This window comes from Methylobacterium sp. WL103 (assembly GCF_008039885.1).
GTDB classification, from domain to species: domain Bacteria; phylum Pseudomonadota; class Alphaproteobacteria; order Rhizobiales; family Beijerinckiaceae; genus Methylobacterium; species Methylobacterium cerastii.
The window spans coordinates 1-2,326 of the sequence record NZ_VRUX01000635.1; the positions used below are offsets into that span (position 1 = coordinate 1).

General features: G+C 72.3%; 2 protein-coding genes and 1 pseudogene. All 3 read right to left on the reverse strand.

All coding sequences use genetic code 11. From position 1 onward, the window contains the following. Window positions 1-855: pseudogene (locus tag FV222_RS23485) on the reverse strand (two-component sensor histidine kinase); the annotation flags it as partial. Between the two features lie 38 nt (window positions 856-893). After that, window positions 894-1,496: a K(+)-transporting ATPase subunit C gene (locus tag FV222_RS23490; protein WP_147754249.1), complete on the reverse strand. Its 603-nt coding sequence runs from the start codon at window positions 1,494-1,496 to the stop codon at window positions 894-896. Window positions 1,497-1,525: 29 nt separating this feature from the next. Then, the coding region (locus FV222_RS23495) for an HAD-IC family P-type ATPase (RefSeq protein ID WP_147815775.1) at window positions 1,526-2,326 on the reverse strand (801 nt) is incomplete at its 5' end.

Below are 2,326 nucleotides of genomic sequence, written 5' to 3' on the forward strand. Positions count from 1 at the left end.
GGGCGCGTGCAGCCGGTCGGCCAGGCGCTTGGCGTAGCGCACCAGGCCGGCCGCCCGCGGATCCTCGCTGACGCAGACCAGCACCCGCTCGCCCGCCCCCCAGGGGCCGGGGATGGCGTGGGCGCGCATGTGGCTCAGCAGCTCGTCGTCGACCCGGTCGGCGGTGCGGCGCAAGGCCAGCTCGCGCAGAGCGGTCAGGTTTCCGCGGGAGAAGTAGTGCTTGAGGGCACGGGTGGCGTTGCGGGGCCGGTAGACCTTGCCGTCCTCCAGCCGCCGGATCAGGTCGTCGGGGTTGAGGTCGATCACCTCGATGTCGTCGGCCCGGTCGAGGATGCCGTCGGGCACGGTCTCGCGCACGCGGATACGGGTGATCTGCGCGACGACGTCGTTCAGGCTCTCGACGTGCTGGATGTTGAGGGTGGTGTCGACGTCGATGCCGGCGTCGAGCAGTTCCTCGACGTCCTGGTAGCGCTTCGGGTGGCGCGAGCCCGGCGCGTTGGTGTGGGCGAGCTCGTCGACGAGGGCCAGGGTGGGCTTGCGCGCGAGCAGCGCGTCGAGGTCCATCTCGTCGAGGCGGGTGCCCTTGTAGGCGACCGCGCGGCGCGGAACGATCTCGAGCCCGGAAAGCAGGCTCTCCGTCTCCGCACGGCCGTGGGTCTCGACCACGCCGACCACCACGTCGAGGCCGGCGCGGGCCTTGGCCTGGGCGGTCGTCAGCATCTCGAAGGTCTTGCCGACGCCGGGCGCGGCGCCGAGAAAGATCTTGAGCCGCCCACGCGACTGGTCCGCCCGGCGCGCGGCGTTGAGCAGCGCGTCGGGGGAGGGGCGGTCGGGGGCTCGGCTCGGCTCGGTCATCGAGCGCGCATCCTACGCGGAATACGGGGCGACCGGGGCTATTTCGCCATCTCGTCCAGGGCGAGGTTGAGGGCCAGCACGTTCACCCGCGGCTCGCCGAGGAGGCCGAGCCAGCGGCCGCGGACCTGCCCCGCGACGAGGTCGCGGAGGGAGGGCTCGGGGAGCGACCGCGCGGCCGCCACGCGCTTCACCTGGAACAGGGCGGCTTCGGGCGAGATGTCGGGGTCCAGCCCCGACGCGCTCGTGGTCACGAGGTCCACCGGCACCGGCACGCCCGGGTTCTCGGCCTTCAGCCGGGCGAGGTCGGCGCCGACCCGCTCGGCGAGCGCGGCGCTGGTCGGGCCGAGGTTGGAGCCCGACGAGTTCGCGGCGTTGTAGGGCGCCGGCACGGTCTTGGCCGCATCCGCCGGGTCGGCGGCGACGGTGGCCGAGGGCCGGCCCTGGAAGTAGCGCGCGCTGGTGAAGTTTTGGCCGACCAGGCTCGACCCGACGGGTCGGCCGTCGCGCAGGACGATCGAGCCGGCGGCCTGGCTCGGGAAGGCGAGGCCGGCGAGCCCGGTCATGGCGAGGGGGTAGGCGAGCCCGGTGAGCGCGGTCAACGCGATCAGCAGGACGAGTGCGGGGCGGAGCTGGGTCAGCATGGCGGGGTCTCGGGACGCGAAGGGAAAGATCAGGCGAGGTGGAGCGCGGTGACGGCGAGGTCGATCGCCTTGATGCCGGCGAAGGGCACCAGGATTCCGCCCAAGCCGTAGATCAGGAGATTCTGGCGCAGCAGTGCCCCGGCCCCGACCGCCCGGTAGGCGACGCCGCGCAAGGCCAGCGGGATCAGCGCGACGATGATCAGCGCGTTGAAGATGATCGCCGACAGGATCGCGCTCTGGGGCGAGGCGAGCCCCATCACGTTCAGCGCCTGGAGCTGCGGGTAGAGCCCGAGGAACATCGCCGGGATGATGGCAAAGTATTTCGCCACGTCGTTGGCGATCGAGAAGGTGGTCAGCGCGCCCCGCGTCATCAGCAGCTGCTTGCCGATGCCGACGATCTCGATGAGCTTGGTCGGGTCGGAATCGAGGTCGACCATGTTGCCGGCCTCGCGGGCCGCCACCGTGCCGGTGTTCATCGCGACGCCGACGTCGGCCTGCGCCAAAGCCGGGGCGTCGTTGGTGCCGTCGCCGCACATGGCGACGAGCTTGCCCTCCGCCTGCTCCTTGCGGATCAGCGCCAGCTTGTCCTCCGGCGTCGCCTGGGCGAGGAAGTCGTCGACGCCGGCCTCGGCCGCGATCGCGGCGGCGGTGACGGGGTTGTCGCCGGTGATCATCACCGTGCGGATGCCCATGCGGCGCAGTTCCGCGAAGCGCTCGCGGATGCCGCCCTTCACGATGTCCTTCAGCGTCACCACGCCCAGCAGCCGCCCGTCGCGGGAGACGGCGAGCGGCGTGCCGCCGGCCCGGGCGACCTCGTCGGCGATGGCGCG

Bases quoted from the DNA above. Each gene is read 5' to 3' on its own strand.
- FV222_RS23490 (WP_147754249.1), bottom strand. From the start codon at position 1,496: ATGCTGACCCAGCTCCGCCCCGCACTCGTCCTGCTGATCGCGTTGACC.